This is a genomic window from Pseudomonas sp. p50(2008) (assembly GCF_015351605.1).
GTDB lineage: Bacteria > Pseudomonadota > Gammaproteobacteria > Pseudomonadales > Pseudomonadaceae > Aquipseudomonas.
The window spans coordinates 72,706-99,157 of the sequence record NZ_JACMYF010000005.1 but is presented as its reverse complement, the minus strand read 5'-3'; the positions used below and the strand labels follow the sequence as shown (position 1 = coordinate 99,157).

22 protein-coding genes are annotated in these 26,452 nt (G+C 59.3%); 14 read left to right on the top strand and 8 right to left on the bottom strand.

All coding sequences use genetic code 11. The features are described 5' to 3' along the window. The first annotated feature begins 3 nt into the window (after nt 1–3). A complete protein-coding gene (locus H7698_RS15190) occupies nt 4–945 on the top strand; it encodes an alpha/beta fold hydrolase (RefSeq protein WP_194691941.1) in 942 nt (313 codons plus the stop codon). Between the two features lie 240 nt (nt 946–1,185). After that, nucleotides 1,186–2,562, top strand: a complete 1,377-nt coding sequence (gene hglS, locus H7698_RS15185; RefSeq protein WP_194691940.1) for a 2-oxoadipate dioxygenase/decarboxylase HglS — start codon at nt 1,186–1,188, stop codon at nt 2,560–2,562. 986 nt (nt 2,563–3,548) lie between these two features. Here hglS and H7698_RS15180 read toward each other — a convergent pair. After that, nucleotides 3,549–4,226, bottom strand: a complete 678-nt coding sequence (locus H7698_RS15180) for a type 1 glutamine amidotransferase domain-containing protein (protein WP_194691939.1) — start codon at nt 4,224–4,226, stop codon at nt 3,549–3,551. A gap of 409 nt (nt 4,227–4,635) precedes the next feature. Here H7698_RS15180 and H7698_RS15175 point away from each other — a divergent pair, with 409 nt between their 5' ends. Continuing rightward, entirely contained in the window at nt 4,636–5,151 is a 516-nt protein-coding gene (locus tag H7698_RS15175) for an Hcp family type VI secretion system effector (RefSeq protein ID WP_194691938.1), read from the top strand. Nucleotides 5,152–5,502: 351 nt separating this feature from the next. On the opposite strand, the gene H7698_RS15170 is transcribed toward H7698_RS15175, so the two are convergent. The 6 genes from H7698_RS15170 to H7698_RS15145 all read right to left on the bottom strand — a co-directional run bounded on the left by H7698_RS15170 (nt 5,503) and on the right by H7698_RS15145 (nt 10,884). Continuing rightward, nucleotides 5,503–6,081, bottom strand: a complete 579-nt coding sequence (locus H7698_RS15170) for a hypothetical protein (RefSeq protein ID WP_194691937.1) — start codon at nt 6,079–6,081, stop codon at nt 5,503–5,505. Between the two features lie 87 nt (nt 6,082–6,168). Beyond that, entirely contained in the window at nt 6,169–6,336 is a 168-nt protein-coding gene (locus tag H7698_RS15165; protein ID WP_178114340.1) for a hypothetical protein, read from the bottom strand. Nucleotides 6,337–6,347: 11 nt separating this feature from the next. Further along, on the bottom strand, nt 6,348–6,590 hold the full coding sequence (locus H7698_RS15160; RefSeq protein WP_194691936.1) for a hypothetical protein: 243 nt from the start codon (nt 6,588–6,590) through the stop codon (nt 6,348–6,350). 98 nt (nt 6,591–6,688) lie between these two features. Continuing rightward, nucleotides 6,689–7,753 carry a lipocalin-like domain-containing protein gene (locus H7698_RS15155; protein WP_194691935.1) on the bottom strand — a complete coding sequence of 355 codons (1,065 nt, stop codon included), beginning with the start codon at nt 7,751–7,753 and terminating at the stop codon, nt 6,689–6,691. Then, nucleotides 7,743–10,214, bottom strand: coding sequence for an ABC transporter permease (locus tag H7698_RS15150; protein WP_194692225.1), 2,472 nt, complete (start codon nt 10,212–10,214; stop codon nt 7,743–7,745). The genes H7698_RS15155 and H7698_RS15150 overlap by 11 nt, the downstream gene beginning before the upstream one ends. A 1-nt stretch (nt 10,215) precedes the next feature. After that, the gene (locus H7698_RS15145; RefSeq protein WP_194691934.1) at nt 10,216–10,884 is read right to left on the bottom strand and encodes an ABC transporter ATP-binding protein; all 669 of its coding nucleotides are present in this window, start codon (nt 10,882–10,884) and stop codon (nt 10,216–10,218) included. Nucleotides 10,885–11,213: 329 nt separating this feature from the next. On the opposite strand from H7698_RS15145, the gene H7698_RS15140 reads away from it, so the two are divergent. Then, complete coding sequence (locus H7698_RS15140; RefSeq protein WP_194691933.1) at nt 11,214–13,154, top strand: acyltransferase family protein; 1,941 nt, start codon at nt 11,214–11,216, stop codon at nt 13,152–13,154. A 192-nt stretch (nt 13,155–13,346) separates the two neighbouring features. On the opposite strand, the gene H7698_RS15135 is transcribed toward H7698_RS15140, so the two are convergent. Then, nucleotides 13,347–15,044, bottom strand: a complete 1,698-nt coding sequence (locus H7698_RS15135) for a sulfatase-like hydrolase/transferase (protein ID WP_162439003.1) — start codon at nt 15,042–15,044, stop codon at nt 13,347–13,349. A 387-nt stretch (nt 15,045–15,431) separates the two neighbouring features. On the opposite strand from H7698_RS15135, the gene H7698_RS15130 reads away from it, so the two are divergent. From H7698_RS15130 to H7698_RS15085, 10 genes are read left to right on the top strand one after another with little or no spacing between them, the layout of a single operon-like run. Further along, a complete protein-coding gene (locus H7698_RS15130; RefSeq protein WP_162439004.1) occupies nt 15,432–16,784 on the top strand; it encodes a UDP-glucose dehydrogenase family protein in 1,353 nt (450 codons plus the stop codon). Then, the gene (locus H7698_RS15125) at nt 16,781–17,839 is read left to right on the top strand and encodes an NAD-dependent epimerase (RefSeq protein WP_162439005.1); all 1,059 of its coding nucleotides are present in this window, start codon (nt 16,781–16,783) and stop codon (nt 17,837–17,839) included. The genes H7698_RS15130 and H7698_RS15125 overlap by 4 nt, the downstream gene beginning before the upstream one ends. Then, complete coding sequence (locus H7698_RS15120; RefSeq protein WP_162439006.1) at nt 17,836–18,582, top strand: sugar transferase; 747 nt, start codon at nt 17,836–17,838, stop codon at nt 18,580–18,582. The genes H7698_RS15125 and H7698_RS15120 overlap by 4 nt, the downstream gene beginning before the upstream one ends. Then, on the top strand, nt 18,583–19,230 hold the full coding sequence (locus H7698_RS15115; RefSeq protein ID WP_194691932.1) for a CpsD/CapB family tyrosine-protein kinase: 648 nt from the start codon (nt 18,583–18,585) through the stop codon (nt 19,228–19,230). Between the two features lie 22 nt (nt 19,231–19,252). Further along, nucleotides 19,253–20,284, top strand: a complete 1,032-nt coding sequence (locus H7698_RS15110; RefSeq protein ID WP_162439008.1) for a polysaccharide biosynthesis/export family protein — start codon at nt 19,253–19,255, stop codon at nt 20,282–20,284. 17 nt (nt 20,285–20,301) lie between these two features. After that, nucleotides 20,302–21,894 carry a GumC family protein gene (locus H7698_RS15105; protein ID WP_162439009.1) on the top strand — a complete coding sequence of 531 codons (1,593 nt, stop codon included), beginning with the start codon at nt 20,302–20,304 and terminating at the stop codon, nt 21,892–21,894. After that, nucleotides 21,891–22,994 carry a glycosyltransferase family 4 protein gene (locus tag H7698_RS15100; protein WP_442966297.1) on the top strand — a complete coding sequence of 368 codons (1,104 nt, stop codon included), beginning with the start codon at nt 21,891–21,893 and terminating at the stop codon, nt 22,992–22,994. Before H7698_RS15105 ends, H7698_RS15100 begins: the two co-directional genes overlap by 4 nt. Further along, nucleotides 22,991–24,358, top strand: coding sequence for an O-antigen ligase family protein (locus H7698_RS15095; RefSeq protein WP_162439011.1), 1,368 nt, complete (start codon nt 22,991–22,993; stop codon nt 24,356–24,358). The genes H7698_RS15100 and H7698_RS15095 overlap by 4 nt, the downstream gene beginning before the upstream one ends. Continuing rightward, entirely contained in the window at nt 24,355–25,323 is a 969-nt protein-coding gene (locus tag H7698_RS15090) for a glycosyltransferase (protein WP_194691930.1), read from the top strand. The genes H7698_RS15095 and H7698_RS15090 overlap by 4 nt, the downstream gene beginning before the upstream one ends. Beyond that, nucleotides 25,316–26,452 (top strand): glycosyltransferase, encoded by a 1,137-nt coding sequence (locus H7698_RS15085; RefSeq protein WP_194691929.1) that lies wholly within the window; start codon nt 25,316–25,318, stop codon nt 26,450–26,452. Before H7698_RS15090 ends, H7698_RS15085 begins: the two co-directional genes overlap by 8 nt.

Sequence of the window (26,452 nt, the reverse complement as noted above, 5' to 3'; positions counted from 1 at the left end):
CTGATGCTTCTATTGGTTGTCGCAATTGCCGTTTTCATCGCCTGGAGCTGGTTGAGCTACCCCGCAATCGGCTACGTGCTTTATGACTTGAGCGTCACCATCGAAGCCAGGCTATATCGACTCCACAAGATCGTCGTACCGATCAGCGAAATGACCGTATCGACCTGGCAAGGTGGCCCCTACGAAGCCACCAGCAGCGTGTTGATGCTCCACGGTTACAGCGCCGACAAGAACCTGTGGTTACGCTTCGCCCGACATTTTGTCGGCAGCCACCGGGTGATCATTCCCGACATCGCCGGCCACGGTGAAACCGGCTTCAAGGCCGGTGGCGGTTATGACATTGCGCTCCAGGCCAAACGCATGATCCAGTTGCTCGATGTGTGCGGGGTCGAGAAAGTCCATGTGATCGGCAATTCCATGGGCGGCTACATCGCCGCCTGGCTCGCCGCCACCTACCCCGACCGAATCGCTTCGGTCGCCCTCATCGATCCCGCCGGCGTCATGGCTCCCGAAATCAGTGACCTGGAACGGCAGCTGTCCAAGGGACACAACCCGTTCCTGATCAACTCCCGGGAAGAGTTCCGGCATTTCTACGCCATGACCATGGCCAACCCACCTTGGGTACCCGGCGTGGTGCTGGACGCCATCGCCCAGCGCTACGAACAGTCTCGCGATGAACTCGAAGAAATCTTCAAAGACTTTCGCGCCAGCCCGCCGATGGAACCACGACTTCCCGACATCAAATGCCCGGCGCTGCTGGTGTGGGGGCGCAAAGATCGTCTGATCGATGTCAGCAGCGTGGCTATCTGGAGTAAAGGCATCGTAGATCTGCGGGTGGAAATTCTCGAAGGCGTCGGCCATATGCCCATGGTCGAAGAGCCGGCCTACACGGCGCGTCTGTATGGAGAATTCCTGGCCGCCCACCGCTCGCACCTTCCGGTGTAATCGGGACTGCACGGTCGGCTCCAATCCCTGTAGCAGCTGCCGAAGGCTGCGTCCGACTGCGGTGTGGCGAGGGGAGCGTGGTGTATGCGAGTTGCTACAGGGATTGGAGCCAGGCGCGCAATCAGGCTGGGCAAGCAGTCCTTGGCAGAATGAAGTCCGTAAGATTCTTCGTTTGTCGGCGTCGCTGAAGGCTGCGATCTTTTCTCCATCCTTTTCGTCACCGCGCCAGGAAATTTCTTCATGAGCCACCCAAGCTTCGTCAGCCCCGACCTGATCCGCCAACGCTTCTCCAAAGCGATGTCCGACATGTACCGCGAAGAAGTGCCGCTGTACGGCGCGTTGATGGCATTGGTGGAACAAACGAACCGCCACGTGCTGGAAACCGATCCGCAGGTGGCCAGCCAATTGAACAGCACCGGCGAGATCCAGCGTCTGGACCTGGAGCGCCATGGAGCGATCCGCGTCGGCACGGCCAACGAACTGGCCACCCTCGCCCGCTTGTTCGCGGTCATGGGCATGCAACCGGTCGGTTACTACGACCTGACCCCGGCTGGCGTACCAGTGCATTCCACGGCGTTCCGCGCGGTGCATGAAACGGCGTTGCAGGTGAGCCCGTTTCGAGTGTTCACCTCACTGCTGCGCCTTGAGCTGATCGAAGACCTGGAACTGCGTGCCTTCGCGCAATCGGTATTGGATCAGCGTTCGATCTTCACCCCGGCAGCGCTGAACCTCATCGATCGCGCGGAACGCGATGGCGGCCTCACCGAAGAGGATGCCCGGCACTTCGTCGAACAGGCACTTGAAACCTTCCGCTGGCACCACAGCGCCACCGTCACCGCCGAGCAGTACCGCAAACTCAGCGCCCAACATCGCTTGATCGCCGACGTGGTGGCATTCAAAGGCCCCCACATCAACCACCTGACACCGCGAACCCTGGACATCGATATCGTCCAGGCGCAAATGCCAGCCCACGGCATCACCCCCAAAGCAGTCATCGAAGGCCCTCCTCGCCGGCAGTGCCCGATCCTGCTGCGTCAGACCAGTTTCAAAGCCCTGGACGAGCCCATCGCCTTCACCGATCAAACCAGCACCCAGGGCAGTCACAGCGCCCGCTTCGGTGAAATCGAACAACGCGGCGCCGCCCTGACCCCCAAAGGCAGGGCGCTGTATGACCGTTTGCTCAACGCCGCCCGGGATGAACTCGACGACTTCCCCAACGAAGGCAACGCTGCACGCTACAACGCACTGATGACACAACACTTCGCCGAATTCCCCGACACCCTTGAAGGCATGCGCCAACAGGAACTGGCGTACTTTCGCTACTTCGTCACGGAAAAAGGAAGGGCAACCTCGGACCTGAAATCCCTGGCGCTGGACGAACTGCTTGATGAAGGTTTTTTTCAGGTAGAACCGTTGGTGTATGAAGACTTCCTGCCCGTCAGTGCCGCGGGGATTTTCCAGTCGAACCTCGGCGATGCCGCGCATAGCCACTACGGCGAACACTCGAACAGACAAGCGTTCGAACAAGCCCTGGGGCGCTCGACCATTGATGAATTAGGCTTGTACGCCGAGACACAGCGACGTTCGATTGAGCAGTGTTTTGAAGCGCTGGGCTGAACAGGTAAACGAGATTTTTTGCATTTGATCTGCTTTTGATCTTGATCTTGATCTTCTTGCCCCATGGGAAGGCCGAGCGCAGGTTCTGCGCAGTGGGCAACCCGGCATGGATGCCGGGTTAGCCGCGCACGGCCATGGATGGCCGATCGCGGCGGGCCCACGAAGCAGGACCGGAGTGAGGGTATGCCGAGCCCAGGCGAGGCACCGGACGAAAGGGGCAAGAGCGCTTGGTTACTTGGCGCTTTTCCAAGTGACTCGCTGTAAGAGCGAAACCGATAGCCGCCGTGACCGCAGGAGTGGATATGTACACCGGCAAGAATCTCACCGCCGATCAGACCGCTATCGCGAGCAGGCTCGCTCCTACAGTTTGATCCGGTTACATCAGGAAAGAATCGGTCGGCTATCAGGCCGCCATCGCTGGCAAGCCAGCTCCCACAGGAGAACGCGTACGCTTCGAAAGTCAGGTCGGCTGTCAGGCCGCCTCGCTTTGGCTTTTGATCTGCTTTTGATCTTCTTGCCCCTTGGGAAGGCCGAGCGCAGGTTCTGCGCAGTGGGCAACCCGGCATGGATGCCGGGTTAGCCGCGCACGGCCATGGATGGCCGATCGCGGCGGGCCCACGGAGCAGGACCGGAGTGAGGGTATGCCGAGCCCAGGCGAGGCACCGGACGAAAGGGGCAAGAGCGTTTGGTTACTTGGCGCTCTACCAAGTGACTCGCCGTAAGGGCGAAACCAATAGCAGCCGTGACCGCAGGAATGGATATGCACACCAGCAAGAATCTCACCGCCGATCAGGCCGCCATCGCGAGCAGGCTCACTCCTACAGTTCGATCCGGGTGTATCTGGGAGATATGAGTCGGCTGTCAGGGCGCCATCGCGAGCAAGCTTTGCTCCTACAGTAACCAGGATCTGTAAGTCGCCCTCGCTACACGCCAGCCCCTGCGTTTGCAATTCATGCAGGAGCTGCCGCAGGCCGCGAGCTTTTGATCTACTTCAACTTAGCCAACAACGCCGCAGCCACCGCCTCCGAAGACGCCGGATTCTGCCCGGTCAGCAGCAAACCATCAGTCACCACATAACTCGCCCAATCATCACCCTTCGAATAAATCCCGCCATTGGCCTTGAGCACATCCTCCACCAGAAACGGCACCACATTCGTCAACTGCACCGCCTCCTCCTCACTGTTGGTAAACCCTGTCACGCGTTTGCCTTTAACCAGCGGCTGCCCATCCTCACCCTTCACATGACGCAACACACCCGGCGCATGACAGACCGCCGCAACCGGTTTACCCGCTGCGTAAAACGCCTCGATCAGCGCGATGGAAACCTTGTCTTCCGCCAGATCCCACAACGGACCATGGCCGCCCGGATAGAAAACCCCATCGTAGTCTTCAGCTCGCACACTGCTGAGCAATGCCGTCGAGGCCAAGGCCGACTGCGCCGCAGAATCTTTGCGGAAGCGCTCGGTGGCCGCCGTTTGCGCATCTGGCTCATCACTTTTAGGGTCCAGTGGCGGCTGACCACCCTTGGGCGAAACAAGGGTCAGCTGAGCACCGGCGTCCTTGAACGCGTAGTAAGGCGCGGCGAATTCCTCCAGCCAGAAGCCGGTCTTCTTGCCCGTGTCACCCAATCGATCGTGGGACGTTAGAACCATCAGGATTTTCATGTCGTGCACACTCCAGGTCAGGGCTATTCGAATGCGCGAAGGCGCGGTTTGCCTTTTCATTGACCACAGGGAATGTCGGTTCGTTGCAGCCGGCTTCGGCGTCCAAGCCGTCAAACCTGGCGAGCAAGCCATTGCGCACTCGTCTGCCCAATAAACCTGCTGTTTTGCTGATCATGGCGTACGAAGCGTCCTTCAGAAGTATGTGCAAGGTTTGACGGGCGTTCGCGCAGGTTTCTGCACGTCTTCGCCTGAGAACATCATGAACAATCACTACAGAGAATGATAAGAATATATATCTATTTGATTTATATACATTTTTTAATATTGGCACAGCGCTTGTTAACTGCTTTTCGCCCTTCGGCAAGTTTCGCCTTGAGGCTCCACCACCCAGTTAGTAAGGAACGCAGCCATGGCTAGACCCGCATACATGTCCATCACTGGAAAGACGATGGGCCACATTACCGCAGGTACTTTTACCAGTGACTCCGTTGGCAACAGCTACCAGGAGGGTCACGAAGACGAGTTCATGGTTCAAGCCTTCAGCCATGAAGTCGCCCGTCCGCGAGATCCCCAGTCCAGCCAGCCAACCGGTCCGCGGGTTCACTTGCCGCTCATGATTACAAAAGTGTTCGACAAATGCTCGCCGCTGCTCCTTCAAGCCCTCACCTCTGGCGAGGAACTGACCTCTATAACAATCAAGTGGTACCGCACCACGAGCAGCAAACCAGAGCACTACTACACCACTACCCTTGAAGACGCGGTCATCGTTCATATCAAAGACTATATGCACAACTGCCAGGACCCTTCGAATTCGCACTTCACTCATCTGGAGGACGTGCATTTCGCCTATCGAAAAATTACCTGGACGCATGAGGTCTGCGGCACTTCGGGTTCGGATGACTGGCGTAAAATGAAACAAGACTGAAGACAAACCATTTGTTTGCTTCTGCTCTTTTATTTTTCAACAAAAAAGGGCGACCCTGTGGTCGCCCTTTTTCTTGTAAAGCCTTATATCAGGTGCCCGCCCAGTATGATGACCTCGGCAATCCATGCACTGGTAAAGAGTCATGACACTGGGCGAACGGGTGAATTTTAATTGAAGCCGGCGACAATGTCCGTGTTTAAGAAGATGAAATTTATCGACACAATGTTTAATAAAATGTCACCCAAAATATTATCCCGACACACTTTTAAAACTCACCGGTTCGATCATCAGAATTGATTGTGTTTGACGAACTCTCGCCAAACACAATCCATCCTGTATGTATCGGCCAACTCAACGAGTCGTGGTTACTTTCAAGACATCCGTATAGGTAACGACCACACTCTGCCCAACTTTCAAATCCTTCAGTTTTGCCTGTACTTCAGGCCGAACGACATTCACGGTTTTGGATTCACCGGCCGGTCCCTTGAAAGTCACCTGATTGTTTTTGACATCAATCTTGGTGATTTGCAGCTGAACCTGAACCTGACGGTACGCTTCACCACCCGGATTCGGGTTGTCCTTGGTGGCGCGGTTTACACCCTCTCGCTCAAGTGAACCTGGCAAGCCCTTATCAACGTCAGTGTCCAGGTAAGCGGCAACCGAGCGTACAACCGCAATGTTGACTTTATCGCCGGGCTTGAGATTACCCAGGTCCTTGGCCTGGTCCGTCAGCTGCACATGGACTTGATGACCTTGGGGACCTTCAAGCACAACCTGGTGATTTGGGGCATCAACCGACACCACTTTGGTATCAACCTGGTCGGCAATCACAACTTCGGACAGCGGGATATCTGCAGCCAGGGCGCTGAAGCTGGCAGCAGACATCAGCGTTGCAAGGGTCATGGCTTTGGCGAGTGCATGAAGTTTCATAAGTCATACTTTCCCTGTGAATTGGAGGCAACAAAAGGCGCTGAACCCGCGTCCAGCGCCGTTTGTGTCCATCAGCATAGACGCTGATCAGGGAGTGTTCGCAGTTTCTTGCGCCGTGGATTCGCCGCTGGTCGTGCCCTTGCCGCTTTCCTCTCGCCGCTTCGGATCCGTTGGACGCAAGGCGTCGTTGTCGCGCTCGACTTCTCCAGGTGGACGCGGTTCGTCAGGGTGTTCGTCTTTCGATATCGGTTTCATCGCCTGTCTCCTCAAGTCTCGGGATCGTCGACTTCCTCGGCGACATTCACCTGGGGCGAGTCCTTGTGGGATTGCTCCGCCTTTTCTTTCAAGCCCCGCCACTGCTCAAGGTCAATGGCACCCTGCCCCAACAAGTCATCCGCAATGCGCAGCAGGTCGCTGTAATGGGCGTCGGGGGATTGCTGCCAATAGGCCTTGTCCTCGAACAGCCGTTGCCATGAATCGAGGTCGGGTAACTTGAGATCGTCGCTCATGAAGGGTTTCCTGCCGGGTATTCGTTCGGTAGAGGGTTGCGGTGGACTGGAGTTCAAAAGATCAGCCAGGCGCAGGCGTAACGGGCGACGTGTCGACTTCAATACCCGGTCATCTCCAGATACCCCTGTCCGCCCTGGCTACCGCTCAACCGCACCGGTCCTTCCCAATAGGGAATGCGCAGATCCATCCATGCCTCGGGATTGAGCGCCGTGAGGGAAATGTCGAGGTTTTTGCCAGGTATCCTGACCGACCAGCGCACCGGCATTGACCGTCCGGCAACGGTGGCGGAGTCTTGCGGCGTAAGGCTGATATCGCTGGCGTGCAACGGTTGTGTGCGGCCTTGAGCATCGATCCAGGTACCGGTGACGTATGGATCTCCATCCCGCTGGCGCATGCGATAGAGCATGACGTGTTCGCCGCTGTCGAGGTGCAGGGAGAACCAGTCCCAGCCCGTCTGATTGGCGGTCAAGGGTTGGCTGCTCCATTCGCGATCCAGCCACGCCGGGCCGCTGACCTGATAGCGCTTGCCATCGATTTGCAGCGTTCCGCTGGCCTGGAAAAACGGCTGGCTATAGTAGTACGACGCTTGTCCCTGTTCGGATTTCTGGCTGAAACCCTGATCACCCTGCCGCACCAACGGCCCGGTGGACGTCAGCCGCAGTTGATAGCTGAAGCCCTTGTCCTGCGCGCTCAGTTGCAGGTCGGTCAGCGTGTCAGGCCCCTGGCTGCTGAAGCGCCAGTCGTCGATCCAGGCAGAGAATGGCGCCGGACTGACGCCCGCCTGACCGACACCACCGCGCGCATAACGCTCGGCCGCGTGATGAGCCGTCGCCGATGTCACCGCTGCATGCCCCAGCCAGATCACTTGACTGGCCCACCCCGCCGCCGTCGGACCGGCATTCAACGCACTGCGAAACAGTGTCCACTGCACACCGAACTCACGCCCCTGATCGTCCTTGAGGTTGGCGGTGACGTACCACCATTCGATCCGAAACCCGTCATGGGGACCGTGATCCGCCGGAAAGCTGAAAACGCGGCCAGGCACCACAGTCGAAAAAGCAGCGGCGCTACCCCCCAGCCCCGCGAAGCCCTTCTCCACCGGCACCGAATTGTCGCAGCCACTCAATACCATCAGCAGCAGCACCGCGAGCCTAATCTTCATGAGCAAACGTCCTCAGCAGATCCGCCGGTTGCGTGCGATACAACGAATACAACGGCCATGCCGATGCAAGCAACGTCGCCAGCAACGCCAGCCCCATCAACTGCAACAGCTGCAATGGAAACACCCGCAAAGGTAAACGCCAGCCAAACGCCTGAACGTTGATGACCGTGTCCAGGCACCACGCCAGCGCTATCCCCAAAGGCAACGCCAGCACCAGCGTCAACACCGCCAGCAGCCAGGTCTGCCCGAGATTGAGCAGCATCAATTGGCGTCGCGTTACACCCAGCGCCCACAGGGGAGCGAGTTGCCCGAGGCGACTCTGGCTCTGGGTCAGCAGGCTGATGAACAAGGCCACCCCGGCGACGGCCAGGGTCAGGCTATTAAGCGCCGCCGTCGCCGCAAACGTCCGCTCGAAGACCTGGGTAGACCAGCCCTTGAGCCGGGCCTGATCGACGATGCGACTGTCATCCATGGCAAAGCGTGCCTGGAGCGCGGTTAAAAACGTCGGGATCGAGGCCGGTTCGATGCGCAGGTTGAACCGGTTGGGCGTGAGCTGCGGCCAGCCGCGCAGCAAGTGATCGACGTTGACCAGCAGGTGGCCCTTGGGGTTGCCATAGTCGGCGTAGATTCCGACGATACGCGGCGACCACTGACCGCTTGGCGTCGCAATCGTCAAGTGATCGCCAAGCCGCACCTTTAACCGCCGCGCAAGCTGTTCGCTGAGCATCAGCGCGTCATCACTGGCCAGGCGCCCCCAGGGATCGTCGCCCAAGGACTCCAGCAGCGGCCAATGCTGACGATAGGTCGGGTGATCAATCACGCCGAAAACATCTGCCGGCCAGCCCTGCAACTGAACCGAAACCTGCCAGCTAGGCAATACCACGCTGACCTGTGGCTGGTGTTTGAGCCAGCTCTGCAGCTCCCTGGCCTGGGCCGGGCTTTGCGGGTTCAGGTACAGCTCGGCGGTGAGCCGTTGTTCCAGCCAATCACTGAATGTCTCGCGAAAACCGGCGGTCATGCTGCCCGCGCCGATGTTCGCCGCCAGCGCCAGCAGTAACGCCATCAGCGCCAGGCCGAGGGCCGGCAGTTGCTGACGGCAGTCGGCGAGAAACCACTGACCGAGCACCGAACGACTGCGGCGCAATGCGCCATTCAAGACCGCATTGAGTACCACCGGCAGTGCCAGCGCGGCGCCGATCAACAGCGTTCCCATCAACACGAAACCGGCGGCCAGGCTGTCACCGAAGATCAACGCCAGCAGCGCGATCACCAGAGCCGTGGCGGCCACCCAGGCCTGGCGCCGCAACCACCGTGCATGCGCCTGGTGCCAGGCTTGCGGATCGGCCAACGCCAACAACGGCAAACGCGCCGCCCGCAGCAGGCTGTTGGCGCCGGCCAACAGGGCCCCCAGCAGACTCAGGCCCACCCCGCTGATCCACCACCCTGCACTCAGGCTCAACTGCCCCGCGACCTCCGCGCCATACAACCCGCGCAGACTGGCAACGACATCCGGCAAGAGCACACTCGCCAGCAAGTACCCACTGACGACCCCGGCCACTCCGCCGATCAACGCCAGAACACCCAGTTCAACGATCAGGCAGGCGATCAACATCCTTGCACTGACCCCACAAGCGCGCAGAGTCCTGAGCAACCCCCGACGCTGCTCAAGTGCCAGGCCAATCGCGGCGTGGACAATGAACAGGCCGACCACGAATGACAGAAAACCCAAGGCATCGAGGTTCAGGTGAAAACTCTCGGTCAGCCGCGCGAGGTTGTTCTCTTCGCCACTGGTCTTGAGCTGCAGCTGACCTTTGAATTGATCGGGCAGCGGCGCACTGAAATCCTTCGGCAACAGCAGCCGCGACAGTTGATCCGGTTGTTCGAGAATCTGCTGGGCGAACCCGATGTCCACCAGCAACACACCGGGGGCCATGTCCGTCTGCGCGAGCAGCGGCGGCAAGGACTGACCGGTGGTACTGACCGGCCGATCACCCTCTCGAAAACCCAGCGCCTGCAACGTCTGGGGCGAGATCCAGGTACTGCCCGGCGGAGTAAAAAAACCGATGATCTGCTCAATCGCCAATGCCTGCCCGGCCACGGCCGACCCCCCGGGCAACGAAATCGGCTCGATGCCCATCAGCTGCAAGCGCTGGTCTTCATGCCCCTTGAGTACCACCCTGCCTTGCAGCACCGGAGACACCGGCCATCCGGCGCGCCGCAAGTCGACAAACACCTGCTGGGAAAAAGTGGCACCGTTGGGTGCACTGAGACTGGCTTGGGGCTCACCACCGATTAACTGGCTGGCCCGGGCATAGCTTTCCCGCGCCTGACTGTTCAGGGCCTGCACGCCCGTGAGCAAGCTGGTCGCGAGCCAGAGCCCGGTCAGCACGCTGAAAAACTGCACCGGGTGCTGCCGCCAATGACTCAGCAGTGCCCGTAACGTCTCGCGGAAAACCCGCACCTCAGCGCTCGCCCGCGCCGACCAGGCGGCCACGGTGCAGCACCACTTTCTCGGCCAGCCGCGCCGCCACCCGAGGGCTGTGCGTGACCATCAACAACGTCGTGGGGCTGTCGTCGATGAGCTCCAGCAGCAGCTTCAACACTTCATCGCTGGTGGCTTCGTCCAGGCTGCCGGTAGGTTCATCGGCCAGCAGCAGCCTGGGCTGTGACGCCAGCGCGCGACCCAGCGCGACCCTCTGCTGTTGCCCGCCGGACAACTGTTCCGGGTACCGGCGCAGCAACGCCTGCAAACCCAGGCGCTGCACCAGATGCGCTTGCCAGCGCGGATCATGACGCCCGGCCAGACGCGCCTGAAACGCCAGATTGTCCTCCACGCGCAGGCTGCCGATCAGGTTGAACTGCTGGAACATCAGGCCGATTTCGGTACGGCGCCAGTTCGCCAATTGCCCTTCGTTCATCTGGTCCAGCTGATGCTCGCCGCTGCGAATACTGCCGCGATCGACCTTGTCCAGCCCCGCAATCAGGTGCAGCAACGTGCTCTTGCCGCTGCCCGACTCACCCATCAGCGCCAGGCTGCTGCCCGGTTTCAACTGCAGGTCGACGCCTTGCAGGACCGGCAACGGGCCTTGCGGCGTGGCATAGCTTTTGAAGACACCGTGGACTTCGAGCATGGGTGAACCCGTTCGATGAGCGTGGGCCAAGGATAGCGGCCATGCAGGGTGTTTGTCCGATGACGATTGCTGCCGGGGTATCTGCGGAGCGCAGTTCTATTTAATGACGCCAAAAAACCGCTCAGATGATGTTTTCGTGCCGCAGCACCTACAGCAGGATCAGGTATTTCTACAGGCGCTGCGGCGCCCTGTGATCTTTTGCTTTTTTACATTGCGAACAGCCATTTTCCAGCTACAAATGACAAGTGGGGTACGTGTCCAAAATCTTGACAGCGGGTGTCACGGGTCGGACGTCTATGGATAGCTTCAGCTAAGGGATGTTCAGGCGCATGACTCAAGGCAAATACCGTTCCGACATTGATGGCTTGCGGGCTGTGGCGGTCATCGCAGTGCTGTTGCATCACCTCAACACCAGCCTGCTCCCAGGCGGATACGTGGGCGTCGATATCTTCTTTGTCATCTCAGGTTTCCTCATCACCTCCCAGGTCTTTTCCGAGGTCAAGCGCAATGCGTTCTCGCTGAAGTCCTTTTATCAGCGACGCATCAATCGCATCGTCCCCGCATTGGCTACGGTACTGCTGGCGACCGTGATTGTCGGGTCTTTCATTCTTTCTCCGGTCGACCTGATCCGGCTCAACGTCAGCGCCCTGCTTTCTTTGTTGGGTGTGTCCAATGTCTATATCTGGGTCAAGTACGGCAACTACTTCGCCGCCGACGCCAGCGAGGCGCCCCTGCTGCATACCTGGTCGCTGGGGATTGAAGAGCAGTTCTACGTGATCTGGCCGCTGTTCATCGTCTTGCTCTACCGCCTGGCGCCGCGTTATGTGCTGCCGGTTCTGGCCGTTGGCGTGGTGCTCGCGGTGGCCGCGTCCGAATACGCGACCGGGATTTTCGCGACGGCCGCCTATTACCTGCTGCCGACGCGGTTCTTCGAACTGATGCTGGGCGGGCTGCTGGGGATCTACCTGCATCAGCCGCGGATCATCGGTAAGCTGGCGGCACATGGTTTTGCGCTGACGGGCTACCTGCTGATCGGTTTTTCGTTGTTTGCCTTGAACGCCGGCTCCACATTCCCCGGCTTCAATGCCCTGATCCCGTGCCTGGGCGCCGCGCTGTTGATTCTGGCCGGCAGCGGTGACATGCGCTCGCGCTTGCTCACGAGCCGGCCAATGGTGTTCATCGGCTTGATTTCCTATTCACTGTATTTGTGGCACTGGCCGCTGATCGCGTACCTGAATTATCTGGAAATCCCGATCAATCTGCCGGTCGGGGGCATGCTGATTGCGGTATCGATCCTGCTCTCGTGGTTGTCCTGGCGCTACGTCGAAGTGCCGTTTCGGCGCGGCGGAGCAACGTGGCACTTCTCGCAGGTCTTCGTTCGTCGATTTGCCCTTCCGGCCCTGGGATTGGCCGCATTGGCAGGGCTGAGCGTTGTGTTCAACGGCTTCCCGCAGCGCTTCAGCCCTGGGGTTGCGGAACTGGAAGCGATGACCCTGAAAAAACCCAGTGAAATCCGTAGCGGTTGCCACGTGCCCAATGCGTTGTACAGCACCGAGCCCAATGAGCACTGTCGTTTGGGTGCAAAAAAAGAAGGGCTGGACGGCATCATGATTGGTGATTCGTTTGCCAACCACTTTACCGGCATGGTCGATATCCTGGCTAAACCCGACAACCTCTCGATCATGGATTACACCATGGACTCCTGCCCGCCGATCATCGGCTACACCGCCGACATGCCACCGGTGTACGCAGCCCATTGTGCAAAACGCAACGAACGGGTTTTCAGCATGATCGAGCAGAACAAGTACCCCTACGTGATCATGGCGGCCATCTGGCCCAGGGACGCCATTGCCAAGGACATCGTCGAGGCGAGCATCAAGCGGGCGGTGGATAACAGCGGTGAGGTGATCGTCATTCTGAGCAATCAGCACATTGAAAAAGCCGCAAGCTGCCCGATCCGTCGTCTGATGTTCGGCACCGACCGTGATTGCTCGGTCAGCCAAAGCGCACTGCCCTCTTACTGGGCGCAAGTGCGGGCAAAATTTCCGCAGGTACGTTTTATCGATCCTAATCAGGTGATTTGCCCAGCGGGTGTTTGCAGTCCGATCATCCAGGGGCAGTTGTTGTACCTGGACGATTCGCACTTGAATGAAGTGGGTTCGCAGTTCATTGGCCACACGTTGCTGGAGCGCGGGTATTCGCTGTTGCATGATCCGATGGCATCCCCGCGTACGGCCGAGGCGGGACTGGGTGCGACGGTTGCGAATTGAAACGGGGCTGCGATCTTTTGATCTTGCCATTGCTTCGGCGGTAACGCTCTACCGAGACGGTAAGTGAACAACGCCCGCGACGAAGTAACTGGGCAAGTCACTATGGCCGCTGCCGGGCCGAGCACTTGTTCCAGCCTGGCGTGCTGGAGCAGGTGGTCATTTCAGACCGGCTGCGATTCTTTGCTGTTTACCTCATTCACCCACCGCCACATTCGTCGTTGACTGCGACGGCGTCACGATGCTGTTCAGATCGATATGCTTCCATTGAGGCTTTGCCCCCAACCGTGCGTTGAAGCGGTAGTTGAAAGTGAAATCGTCTGCCGTCGGCACGCTTAACGATTTGCCATACACCGCCTCGATCCCCGCAAGGTCGTAACCCATCAGCTGCAGCAGCGTCGGGAAGATGTTGTAGTGGCTGGAACGATCCTTGTTGCCGGCCAGTTGCGCCTGCCAATCAAGCGTTTTCAACCCGCTGCCCTGGATCACTACCAACGGCACCAACCCCTCTTCCTCCACCGGATCGCCACCACAGTGCGTATTCAATCCGGGGTTACCTCGCTCGTGCAGATCCTGCCCATGGTCCGAGGTATAGATCAGCACTGCGTTATTCAGATTGGCTTGAGCAAAAATTCTTGAGAAAAACTCCCCGACGTTCCACAGCACGGTGTTCTTGTAAGCATTGCGATACAGCAACCAGTCGTCCGGCTGACCATTGAAGCCATCCCGCGTGCCCGTGTCCGCGACTTCGACAAACTTCCCGCGAGGCAAGGTTGGACGGTAGGCCATGAAGGCATCGGGGTACTTGTCGTGGACCGGAAAATGCGCCCCCACTTTGTTGATCACCACCAATTCGGACGTGTTGTCGTTGAGCAGTTCGATCAATTTCGCGGCTGCAGCCATGTCGCGGTCACGCACACTGGTCTGGTCGAATTGCACGAACTTATCAATGTCTTTCATTTCGGTGTCGTTCATCAGGTTTTGCAGATTGCCGCCCGTGCGCTGGGCATCGATATAGACGGTACGCAGTCCGGCCTTTTTCGCGTACTGCCAAATAGAAGGCAAGGTGCTGTTGATGCGAACGTAATCAGCCCTGGTACCGCCGTAACGCAGGGTGATGTTGGTGTCGGCACTGCAATTGGCTATGGAAGCGGCATAGCCGTAATTGAAAATATCGACGCCAGGGCGCGGCTCCTTGAGATTGCTGTTCACACCGAACGGCGCATTGATGTCCAGGTAGTTGCCGGAAATGCTTTCATCAATGATCAGCACAATGTCGTGGCCCACCGGTTGATCCACACGCGCCAGATTCACCGGCTCACGCGGGCCGACCGTGTTATGCAGCGACTCATAGGCAAACAGGTTCAGGTAAGCCAACGGCGTGTACATGATCGGCAGGCCCCGGGCGCCCTCGCCGGCCCTTATAAACAGCACCGAGCTAAGTACAAACACCCCGATGACCGGCGCAGCCACCAACAAGGCGCCCGGCAACGGCATCCGCCGACGCGGTTTAAGCCCGATCCCGAACAACAGCAGCAGGCCACCCAGCACTGCGCTGATGATCGCGTCGCGGTACTGATACACCGCTTCCTGAATGAAGCCGCCGGAATACACCATGGACACGAAGCCGCTGTACGTCAGGTAGTCAGCCGTGACCCGGGTATAGACGTCGAAAAAAACTGCAGAGCTGAACATCGCCAAGGCAAACACGTGCCGGATCAACGTCTGGCGAATGTACGCTGTCATAAATAACGCAATCGTTAACGCGACAAACATTCCGCCAAACAGCAACACAGGAATACCGATTCCCATGGCGCTGAGTCGTTCGAGGTAATAGTCGTAATTCTTTAAAAGATACAGCAGTAACAGCAATTCTTTGAGGTATCGAATCATTGTATTTCCATTCGCCGGCTGGACTTTTGGCCAATAGATTGTCGGCCATTTTTTGACACTAGCACCGGGCCATCAAATCGCAAGAAATGTCGGACATTTGAGTAAAGCGTCAAAAAATTGTTGACTCAAATCTGACACACTCAGGCCCTCCCGACACTCGGCGAAAACGCCTCATGACCGTTTATCGCTTTCTTGAAACTCGCTCAAACCCTTCAAAACCGCGGCAAATCCAGCGGTGGCAAGCACTTGATGGCAAATAGCCCCCAAAACCGGGGATGTCTTACGACTGCAACACGTCATTTTGCTGACACGGTTTTCCACGGCTGGGCTATACCCCTTTTGACAGTCTCATTTTGATCTCTCAACCGTCTTACGAGGCACGCCAATATGGACGTGAGCGTATTTGGTACGGGCTATGTTGGCCTGATACAAGCAGCGGCACTGGCCGATGTCGGACATCGTGTCTTATGTGTCGATATTGACCCGAATAAAATCAGGCAACTGCAGCAAGCAGTACCGCCCATTAGTGAACCGGGACTCTCCAGCACGCTGGAAGAAAACATTAAAGCCGGTCGTTTGTTATTCACGACCCAGGCCAGCGATGCGGTCGAACACGCCGAACTGATTTTCATCGCGGTCGGTACGCCTGCCGATGAAGACGGCTCCGCCGACCTCAGCCATGTCCTGAATGTCGCCCGGCAGATCGCCAGCTTCATGGAGGCTGATCGCACCTTCATCATCAAGTCCACCGTGCCGGTCGGCACCGCGGACCAGGTGACGGCCGCCGCCAACGAAGAACTGCAGCGCCGGGGCAAGGCGTCCTTGAACGTGCGGGTAGTGTCCAATCCCGAGTTCCTCAAGGAAGGCAGTGCACTGGCCGACTGCATGCGTCCGGACCGGATCATTGTCGGCACCGACGACGATCAGGCACGCGAGCAGCTCAGCGAGCTCTACGCGCCCTTCTGCCGCAACCATGAAAAAATCATGTTCATGGACAACCGCAGTGCCGAGCTGACCAAGTACGCAGCCAACGCAATGCTCGCCACCCGTATCAGTTTCATGAACGAGCTGGCCAACCTCACCGAGTTGCTGGGGGCGGACATCGAAGCCGTGCGCAAGGGCATCGGCTCGGACCCACGCATTGGCTATCACTTTATCTACCCTGGATGCGGCTTCGGTGGTTCGTGCTTCCCCAAGGACCTGCGCGCCCTGCTCCATACCGCCGAACACAACGGCATGCCTCTGCGTTTGTTGCGCAGCGTCACCGACGTCAACGACAGCCAGCGCCATATCCTGTTCAGCAAACTCAAAGCGCAGTTCCCTGGCGGACTGGCCGGTAAGTCCATCGCGCTCTGGGGCCTGGCGTTCAAACCCAATACCGATGACATGCGCGAAGCACCCAGCCGTTATCTGATGGATGCACTGTGGGCCGAAGGCGCAAGCGTACAGGCCTACGATCCGGAAGCCATGTCCGAGTGCCGACGCATCTACGGCTATCGCAAGGACCTGCACCTGTGCGCGACCCGTGATGACACCCTGGAAGACGCCGACGCGCTGGTGATCTGCACCGAATGGAAAAACTTCCGCGTGGTGGACTTCGAACTGCTGGCCAGCAAACTGCGCTCGCGGGTGATCGTTGACGGGCGCAACCTCTACAACCCTGAACACGTTGCGGCAGCCGGTCTGCATTACAGCGGCATTGGACTGCGGCACGTCGTGCCCCAGGGGCCGCGCCCATGAAGATACTGGTGACCGGAGCCGCAGGCTTCATCGGTGCCCACTGTGTGTTGCGGCTGCTTCGCGACGGGCATCAGGTGTGCGGCCTGGACAATTTCAATGACTACTACGACCCGCAACTCAAGCACGATCGCGTCGCTTGGGTGCAGGAGCAGGCTGGCCGTTTCCAGCTCGCAAAGATTGACCTGGCCGACGCCTCGGCCATCGAGTCTCTGTTTGTCCGTGAACAACCGGAAGTGGTCATCCACCTCGCCGCTCAGGCCGGGGTGCGTTATTCCCTGGAGAATCCCCGGGCTTACCTCGACAGCAATCTGAGCGGCTTTCTCAACATCCTCGAAAGCTGCCGGCAGCACCCGGTCAAACACCTGATCTACGCCTCGTCGAGTTCGGTGTATGGCGCCAATCAGCACACGCCTTACTCGGTCAAGGATGGCGTCAATCACCCGTTGTCGCTGTATGCCGCCACCAAGAAAGCCAACGAACTGATGGCCCACAGTTACAGCCACCTGTTCGGCATTCCCTGCACCGGTCTGCGTTTTTTCACCGTGTACGGTCCCTGGGGCCGGCCGGACATGTCGCCGATCCAGTTCGCCCGGGCGATTGCCGAAGGCTCACCGCTGAAGCTGTTCAATTACGGCGAACACCAGCGGGACTTCACCTACATCGACGACATCATCGAGAGCATCGCCCGACTGATCGATCGTGCGCCGCAAGCCGATGCTCAATGGGACCGTGAAACACCGGACCCGGCCAGCAGCATGGCGCCGTGGCGGATCTTCAACATCGGTGGGCAGCACCCCGTTGAGCTCAAGGATTACCTGGCGCTCCTGGAAAAACACCTCGGCCAAAAAGCCGTGGTGGAGTTACTGCCCTTGCAACCCGGTGACGTGCTCAACACGTGCGCCGACGCCAGTGACCTGGCCACGGCTACAGGTTTTCAGCCCCGGATCGAGCTGGACGAGGGACTTGGGCGCTTCATTGCCTGGTTTCGCGATTACTACCCACTGCCTATCGCCCACGCGCCGTTCGCGGCTGAACTTCAGCGGAGGAATCCATGACTGGACATGAAAAAGGTGTACCGCTCAAAAATCTCAGGCGTGACCAGCGCCTCGATCCCGAGCACCGAATCCGGATGGACGCGGCCATTCACATGCAAGGTCGCGGCTGGATGTCCGGCCGTGACGGCGGTCGGCCCTGGACATTGTCGCGCACCAATCGGGTGGTTGCCTGCATCGGCGCGCTGGCGATTCTGCTGCTGATCTCGCCGCTGATGTTGGGCCTTGCACTGGCGATCAAATTCAGCAGCAAAGGGCCGGTGATGTTCGTGCAAAAACGCACCGGCTACCGCGGCCGTTCGTTCGGCATGTACAAGTTCCGCACCATGGTGGCTAACGCCGAAGAGCTAAAAGAGTCCTTGCGTCACCTGAACAAGCACGGGGCCGACGCCATCGATTTCAAGATCGACAAGGATCCGCGCATCACCGGTATTGGTGGCTTTCTGCGGCGCAGCAGCCTCGACGAATTGCCCAACCTGTTCAATGTAGTGGCTGGCGACATGCGCCTGGTGGGCCCTCGGCCAACTTCGTTCAACGCCTATCGCTACAAAGACAATCACCTTGCACGCCTGAGCATCTACCCCGGCATGACCGGCCTTTGGCAGATCTCCGGGCGCAGCAATATCGACTTCGACCAGCGCGTTGAGTTGGACCTCAGCTATATCGCCGAGCAGAGCCTGCTGCTTGATCTGAAGATCCTGTTGAAAACCCCCTTCAAAGTATTCAGCGGCCACGGAGCGAGTTAAATGGACGGTTCAACTGCAAAAAGCCTGACTATCGCAAACCCGAGCGAGTCCAACCTGACCTCGACTGTGCTCGATCAAGATCTGCGGATCCTGCTTCTGACTGCCGCCAACCCCGGCGCAGGCACGACCACCAGCGCCCTGGTGCTGGCCACGCAACTGGCGCAAATGAGCAGCGGGCAGGTGCTGCTGGTGGATGCCAGCCAGTCCGCCAGCAACCTGACCCAGCAGCTTGGGCTGTCCAAGGAGCGTGGTTTGCGCGACCTGTTGTTCAACACCCAGAGCCCGCCGTTGTTGCAGGACTGTGTGGTGAACGTTTCCAGCCTGCCCTTTCACGTCTTGCCCAACGGCAGGTTTGCACGGGGCGCCGAACACCTGACGCCTGAAACACTGAGCCCGTTACTCGATGAGTTGGGCAGTCAGTACCGGTTCGTGGTGATCGACGGCGACGCGGTGTATTCGGCCGCCGACACCCTGGTCATCAGCACCCAGGTAGACGGCGTGATCATGGTCGTTCGCGCTGGAGACACGCGCTGGGAAGTGGCCCAGGCCGCGGTTCAGCGCCTGACGCAAGCCGGAGCGAAACTGGTCGGCAGCGTGTTCAACCGACGCAAGTACTACATGCCCAAATGGCTCTACAAAAACCTGTAAGCAATCGCCAAAGGATGACGACATGAACGCCAAGATGCTTGTCCTGCTGTTGCTGCCGCTTGCAGGCTGCTCCAGCCATAACGAAACCCAGAGTATGCCGGTGCAGATCCTCACGGCCGCACCGTCCGACGCTCAAGCCACCGACATGAACATGTCCAAGACCGAGCAGACCCTGCGACCAAAAGACGTGCTGGAGGTGATCTTTCGCATCAGCACCAGCGGTTCCGAAGCATACCGCGTGCAGTCCGGTGACAGGGTGGCCCTCAACTTCACAGCCGCCAGCCAGCTCAATGGCGAACAGTTGGTGCTGCCCGACGGCACCATCGAACTGCCAGGGGCGAACACCTCGGTGAGAATCGAAGGCATGACTCGCGAACAAGCGCGCAATGAAATACAGCAGGCCTATCAACGCAAACAAATGTTCCAGCCCAACCGTAACCAGCTGTCAGTGATCATTCTCAGCCCGCTGACGAATGAAGAAAACCTCAGAAGCTCACTGAACCACCCGGGCACCGGCATGAGTCGGGATATCACCGTGGGCACCGACGGCTACGCCAGTTTCCCGGAAATCGGCTCCGTGGCGCTGCAAGGCATGACCGTCACCCAGCTGGAGACTTACCTCAATAAACGCTACGCCACCCTGCCGGGTCGCATGAGCGTGGACGTGCTGCTCAAGTCCACTGCGGGTAACGAAATCTACGTACTGGGTGAAGTCGGCCAGCCGGGGGCCTACCCGATTCGCCGCCCGGTGTCGGTGCTCGAAGCCCTGACCATGGCCCGAGGTTCGCTGATCAAGGCGCGCCTGGACTCGGTGATGATCATGCGGCGCAACGGCAACCAGGTGACCGCGCACAGTTACGACGTGGAAAAAGCGTTGTCCGGTGACGCAACGCAGATCGCCTACTTGCAACCCGACGACATGCTGTATGTGCCCAAGACCAAACTGGCCAGCGCCGGTGAGCTCGCACGGCAACTGGCAGACGTGGTGTTGTTCCAGGGCGTGGGCATGAGCTTCAGCTACCGCGTCGACAACAAAGACAGTGACAGCAACTAACTCTCAGGTGAACCGACATGAACCCAAAGGAAAACTACCTGCACGAGTTCTTCAGGATCTTCTTCGCCAACAAGCAGTTGGTGAAGCGAGTGTTCCTGGTCTTTGCAGTGATCGCGCTGGTCTTGCCGCTGATGCTCAAGCAGAGCTTCGATATCACCGCCCAGGTGATCGTGCAGTCCAAAAAACTCTCACAGGGGGATGCCACGACTTCCCTCAACCAGGAAAACGCTTCCTTCGTGCCTCCGACGCTTTCGGACATGGAAACCGAAAGCAATATCCTGCGTTCGCCGGGATTGATTCGCCAGACCATCAGCGAGTTGCGTGAAAAGGGTGAGTACACCTCCCCTCCAGGCATGCTCAACAAACTGGTCAGTGAACCGATCAAACGCTACATCACCACGCCGCTGCGCGAGCATGTGATCAATCCAGTGAAATCCGCGCTGGGCATGGAAACCGATCCGGTACGCGATACGACGCTGGACGCGCTGACCCAGGAGGCCATGGATAAACTCAAGATCGAAACCCTGCCGGGTTCCAACGTGATCTCGATCATCTACAGCTTCCCGGACCCGACCCAGGGCACCAGGTTTGTCGCCGCACTGCTGCAAAATTACCTGGCCAGCCGTCAGGAACTGCAGTCCATCGACCTGCCGCAAAGCTTCTACGAAACCAAGAAGCTGCAATACCAGGCGCGCCTCGATGGTCTGGAAAGTAATCGCCAAGCCCTGTTGGGCGCGGTGGGTTCGTCCGACCCCAAAGAAGAAATCACCTTCCGCCTGAACGCCATCAACACCGAAGAGCAGGCGCTCAACCTGTATCAGGACCGCCTGCTGCAAAGCAAACGCTGGCTCGATTACCTGAAAACCAGTCTGGCCGCCGCCAACAACTCCAAGCTCAACGATTACACCTTCCCCTACACCTTCACCACCACCGTGGACAACGTCGCGTTTGAAGACCGCGAGATCAAACAAATGGGTGAGGCCCTGACCACTCAGGTCAGTCGTTACATGAATGACCTGGCGATCTTCCAGCCAGGCAGTGAACCGATGCTGCTGACCCGCGAGCAAATCGCCCGCACCCGTCAGCAATTCCTGAAAGTCGTCGCCAACCGGATTCAAGAGCGCACCAGCGACCTGGCGATTGTCAGTTCGGTGATCGATCAGAAAACCGGGCGCATTGCTGAGTTCAAGGATCGCATCCATACGTTGCAAGAGACTCAGAGCAAACTGCGGCAAGTGGACACCGAAATCGATGCGTTGCACACGGCGTTCTCCACCTATGCTCAACGGTTTGCCGAGAGCAGCACCGCGCGTTCGCTGGACAACGACCTGTCCAACGCACGGGTTCTCAGCCCACCGTTCGAGCCTACCGCAGCCGCCTTTCCGAAACCGATGCTGATCATTCCGTTCGGTTTGTTCACCGGTCTGTTGCTGGCGATTGCGTTGGTCTATGTCCGTGAGTTCTTCGATCACCGCTTCAAGCATCCTGCGCAAATCACCCACGAACTGGGCCTGCCGGTGCTGTTGGTGATCAACGATCAGAACGTCGAACCGGTCAACCCGCACAAGAGCTGGACCGTACCTGGCTTCGTGCATTGGGTGCGCAATTGAACGCGCCGCTCAGCCGGACTCCATCTGACAGCGCCCTGCCGATCATTCATTTGCTCAGCAGTGGCGGTTTCTATGGGGCTGAGCGGATGCTGCTGGACCACTGCCTGGCGACGCCGGGGCAGCATCAGGTGCTGTTCCTTGATGCGCCGCCAGAACTGATCGCCAGGTTTCGCGATGCCGGCGTCGACTGCCAGGGCTGCGCGGGGTTGGGGCAACTGTTGGGGCATTTACGTCAGCGGCGCGCCGAACGGCCGCTGATCAACACCCACAACTTCAAGGGTCTGCTGTTTGGCTGGGTCGGTGCGACGTTGTTGCGCCTGCCCCTGGTGATTACCCAGCACGGGTTCACGCCGCGCAGTCGCAAGCAAAAGTTCTACACCTGGCTGAGCTTGCAACTGTGCCGCACCGCGTCGGTGGACCGTGTTGTCTGCGTCGCCGAAAGCATTGCCGTGCTGCATCGCCAGGCCAGTGTGGGTGCGCAGAAGTTGCAGGTGATCCCCAACGGTTTGCCCGCAGCCATCGGCCTGTTGCCGCACAGCGTCAATCACCAGCGGTTCCTGGCCGGTTACGTCGGGCGGCTCAGCAGTGAGAAAGGTCCGGACCTGTTTCTCGATGCACTGATTCCGCTCTGTCAGCAACACCCGCACCTGGACGCCGTGATGCTCGGCGACGGCCCGGAACGGGAAACACTGATGGCCAGAATCAACGCCGCCGGGTTGCAGGCGCGCATCACGCTGCCGGGGTATCAGACCGACATGGGCGTGTGGTGGCGCAAGCTCGATGCGCTGGTGATCAGCTCGCGCACCGAAGGCACGCCGATGATTTTGCTGGAAGCCATGCAGGCCGGTGTGCCGGTAGTGGCGTTCGGGGTCGGCGGCATTCCCGATGTGCTGGAAGATCGGCACAACGGCTTGCTGGCGACGCCCGCCGACAGCACGGCCCTCGCCCGCCAGATCGGCACCTTGCTGACTGAGCCGGCACTGACCAGCACGCTGGTCGTCAATGCAAAACGTACACAACTGGATCGCTACGACCTCAAGGCCTTGGCTGAACGCTGGTCGCAGCTTTATATCCGTACTGCACGGGAGGCTCGCGCGTGATTTTTCCGCTCTCGATTGTCAGTTTGCTCGGCCTGGTCTGCCTTGGTTTGCTGGCCAGCCCTTATCCGTATCTGGCACCGGGAGCGGTGCTGGGCCTGGTCGGTGTGGCGGTGCTTTATCGCAAGCCGACCTGGGGCATACTCGGCATTGCCGCCATGTTGCCCTTCGAAGGCCTGTTCAAGGACAGCGCCATTTCGGGCTCCAAGTTCCTCGGTATTTCACTGGTGTTGATTCTGATGCTGCAGCTGGCGATTCATCAGCTGCCGTCCGAACGTTTGCGCAGCAATATCTGGCGCTTCCTGATCGCATTCATGACGCTGTACCTGCTCAGCCTCTTGACTACCGATGAGATGAGCATGTCCCTGGGACACCTGCGGGAGTTGAGTGTCGGCTTGGTTCTGTTCGTCATCACCCTGCTGATCGGACGCGAACTGAACCTGACCGTATTCGCCAAACTGGTCACCCTCAGCGTCTCCGCGACCTGCGTGATGGCGATGTTTTCCGCCAAATACCAGGATCAGGGACGGGCCTCCGGCCTGCTGGAAGACCCGAACAGCTTTGCGCTGATGATCGCCTTCGCAATTCCCATGGCGCTGTTGCTGGTGGTCCGCAGCCCGAACTGGCTGCACCGGCTGGTCTGGGGGGTGTGCTGCCTGTTGCTGCTCGGCGGCATGACCAAGACCGAGTCCCGCTCGGGTCTGGTGGTGTTGTTCCTCAGCCTGATAATTGGCGCCTGGCACTACCGCGCGCAGATTCCACGTATCCGTCCGCGTCACCTGGGTTTCGCCATGCTCGGCGCGGCGATCGTTATTCCGCTGGCGCTGTATGCGATGCCAGCCGGTTATGTGGCGCGCATTCAGTCCTTGAGTATTTTGAGCGCCGGGGCCAAGAGTCAGGATGCATCTCTGGGCCGGCGCGCGTCGTACATCGTGGTCGGCGGTCAGATGATTAGCGAGAGTCCGTTGCTCGGTACCGGTCCCGGCACATTCCCTTTGCACTATGCCACCACTGGCTACGCCCAGGCTTTTTCCTCCAACCGCAAGGCGGGTGATCTTTACCGCCGCGCCCACAACACCTACCTGGAGATCTTCAGCGAATTGGGGATTCCCGCCGGCCTGACGTTTGTCGGCATGCTTGGCCTGGGCTTGTACAACCTGACCCGCGCCCGCAAAGCGTGGATGCTGCGCCGTGACTGGCATCAGGCTGACATGATGACCCACCTGGGCATGAGTTTTCTTTCGTTGACGTTGTTCCTTATGTTCCTCAGTGCGCCGAACCATAAGTACCTTTGGATCATGCTGGCACTGACCAGCGTGCTGCGCACAAAAGCCGAAGAAGCTCCATTGACGGAGGCCAGGGCATGAGCAGCATCAGCATCGTTATCCCGATGTACAACGAAGCGCGGCACATCACCCGCACCCTGATCGCCGCGCTGCACGCCGCCGATGCCGCCGGGCTGGAATGCGAGCTGATCGTGGTCGACAACGGCTCCGACGATCAGGGCCCGCAGATCGCCCGTCAATTCGGCGCCCAGGTGCTGCACATGCCCGGTTTACTGATCGGTGCGCTGCGCAATCGTGGGGCCAGCGTGGCGAAGGGGGAATGGCTGGCGTTCATCGACGCCGACATCGAAATGCCCGAGGACTGGCTGACGCGTCTGATCAAACTTGAAGCCAGCGGCCAGGCGGACGTCCTCGGCCTGGACCTGCACACCCCGGCCGAGGCGCCGTGGTTCGCCGATGCCTGGCAGCGCCGCACCCTGCGTCCGGCCACCCATAACCTGCACAAGGCGCAGTGGCTACCCACCGCCAACCTGCTGATGCGGCGCACCTGGTTCGAACAGGTCGGCGGTTTCGACGAAACGTTGCGCACCGGCGAAGACAAGGATTTCACCCTGCGTCTGAGCCAGGCCGGCGCGCGCCTGCTCGCGGCCAACGAAAGCGTCGCCCTGCATTGGGGTTACGAAGGCAGTTGGCGGGAATGGATGGGCAAGGAAATGTGGCGCCAGGGCAGTCATTTGCAATTGCTGCGCAGCCACGGCTTGAGCCTGCGACTGCTGCGCTTTCCGCTGCTGTCGATGGTCGCCTGGTTGCTGGATTTCATGGCCATCTGCGCCTTGCTCGACGGTCGCTTGCACCTGGCGTGGGTGCTGTTGCTGGTGACTTGTCTGCCGCCGCTCGTCTTGAGCCTGCGCCAAAGTTTGAAACACCGGGACGCGGGTCTGACCCTGCAACTCTGGGGCTTGCATTGGGTGCGTCTGCACCTGGCCGGCGCCGCGTTCATCCTCAGCCTGTGTCATTGGAATGCCAGGAGGCCCGCACGTGGCTGAATTCATTTTCTGGTTGTGCCTGTTGTTGCCTGTCTACGCGTACCTCGGTTATCCGCTGCTGCTGACATTGCTGGCGCCGTTATTTGCGGCACGCCGTCACACGTCGGCCGAGCCGATGAACGTCAGCATCGTGATAGCCGCGCACAATGAGGCCCGGCACATCGAAGACAAACTGCGCACGCTGCTGGCCCAGGACTATCAGGCCCGTTCGCTGCAGATCATCCTGGCCAGTGACGGCTCCACCGATGACACCGTGGCCTGCGCGCACAAGGTCATCGACTCGCGCATCACCGTGCTCGACCTGCCCCGCCAGGGCAAGGCCGCCACGTTGAACGCAGGTGTCGCGTTGAGTACCGGCGAGATCCTGGTGTTCACTGATGCCGACAACCAATGGTCCACCGACACCCTCGGCCACTTGCTCGCGCCACTGGCGGATCCAGCCGTGGGTGCCTGCGCCGGGCACATGGTGATTCCAGTGACCGGCAAAGGCCTGAGCATCGGCGACAGCCTGTATCGGCATTACGAAGGCTGGCTGCGCAGGGTCGAGAACCGCACGGGCTGCATGGTCTCCGCCGACGGTGCGCTGTTGGCACTACGCCGTGAGTTGTTCCAGACCGTGCCGGCAGAGGTCAACGATGACTTCTTTATCAGCACCTGCGCACCGGTGGCGTTCAAACGCATCGTGTATGTGCCGAAGGCGCAAGTCATCGATCAGGGCGTGGACGAGGCCGACAAACAATTTCGTCGGCGTCAGCGTGTCACCGTCGGTGGCCTGCAAAGCCTGGCCCAGCGCCGCGAACTGCTCAATCCGTTCAAGCATGGCCTGTACGCGATTGCACTGATCAGCCACAAGCTGATTCGCCGGCTGGCGCCGATCCTGTTGGTGCCGCTGCTGCTGAGCAATTTCTGGCTGTGGAACGAGCACGGTTTCTATCGCCTGAGCCTGATCGCGCAATTGGCGGGTTACACCATCGCCATCGCCGGCCTGCTGGATTCGCAGCACCGGTTACCCAAACCCTTTCGCCTCGCCGCCTTCCTTCTGGTGACCCTCGCCGGGATGAGTATCGGTCTGTGGCAGTTCCTCCGTGGCCAGCGTTACGCCCAGTGGAATCCTGAACAAAATCGTTGA